This window comes from Stenotrophomonas sp. 2YAF22 (genome assembly GCF_052114665.1).
GTDB lineage: Bacteria > Pseudomonadota > Gammaproteobacteria > Xanthomonadales > Xanthomonadaceae > Stenotrophomonas > Stenotrophomonas indicatrix.
The window spans coordinates 1-1,063 of sequence record NZ_JBFRFE010000923.1 but is presented as its reverse complement, the minus strand read 5'-3'; the positions used below and the strand labels follow the sequence as shown (position 1 = coordinate 1,063).

Below are 1,063 nucleotides of genomic sequence, written 5' to 3'. Positions count from 1 at the left end.
GACGTGGTAGGGCGTCGGGTTGTCCGCCCGCAGCACCAGTCCACCGGACGCGGAGTGCAGCGACCAACGGACCTTCTGGTGCGCCAGCACCGGCTCGCCAGCCAGGTTTGGCGGGCGGTAGAAGACCTTGATGCGGGTACGGAAGGCGAACTGAAGGATGTTGGCCGTGCTGCCGCCCGTCTTCGGTGGGATCTCGAGCATGTTCAACCAGTACAGCGTTTCACGATCGGCTGGCAGCGTGGCGCCGGTGAACAGGATGCGAGCAGTCTGCTGCTTATTCGGGTCCAGGCGGAACACCGGTGGCGCGACCGCGAACGGCGCTTTGGCGCTGTCCGGCGTGGACTGTTCGTCACCATCATCCAGCCATACCTGGACCAGCGTGGCGCGCTCGCCTTCGTTCATGAATTTGAGCGTGACTTCCTTGTCCTGCGCGGGATAGACCACGCGGGTGCCACCAATCACCACCGATGCGTCGGCAGCCTGGGCGAACAATGTGCCGATGGCGAGGACGCCAGCACAGAGCATGCGGTTGAAGGAAAGCATGGATCACCTCATGGATGAGGCCGGCCACAGGGCCGCCGGCGTGCGCCGACGGCCCCGCGCGGCATCAGTTGTAGACAACCTTGTAGTTGACGTACGACTGCACGAAGCCGGGCGCAGCAGCGCCATTGACGGCGACGTACTGGCTGGCCATGTCGATCACGGCGGTGTTGTTGGCGATGGTTACCGGATCGGTCTTGAAGGACGGATCGCGCAGGTCGACCACGGCGTTCTTGTACAGCACCTGGATCTGCGTGTTGACGGCCGGCGCATTGGCTTCCTGGTTGCGCAGGTTGCCGTTGCCCGCGTCCACCTGGCCCGCGGTCGGGTCGAAGTACAGCTCGGCGATCTTGCCGTTCTGGCAGGTACCCTGGCCCGGGCCGCCGATGACCAGCTGGAACGGATGCAGGCCCGCGATATCACCGGCAGCTGCCAGCTGGTTGGCCTGGACCGGGTCCATCGGCACGGTGATGTTGGTGGTGCCGATGGCGCCTGCACCGCCCGAGATCGTGCAGGTCAGGTC

2 protein-coding genes are annotated in these 1,063 nt (G+C 65.1%); both read right to left on the bottom strand.

All coding sequences use genetic code 11. The features are described 5' to 3' along the window. Positions 1 to 543: fimbrial biogenesis chaperone (locus AB4Y84_RS22300; protein WP_442251011.1), on the bottom strand; the 543-nt coding region annotated here is incomplete at its 3' end. Positions 544 to 607: 64 nt separating this feature from the next. After that, positions 608 to 1,063, bottom strand: a 456-nt coding sequence (locus tag AB4Y84_RS22295) for a fimbrial protein (protein WP_442251010.1), incomplete at its 5' end; no start/stop codon positions are given.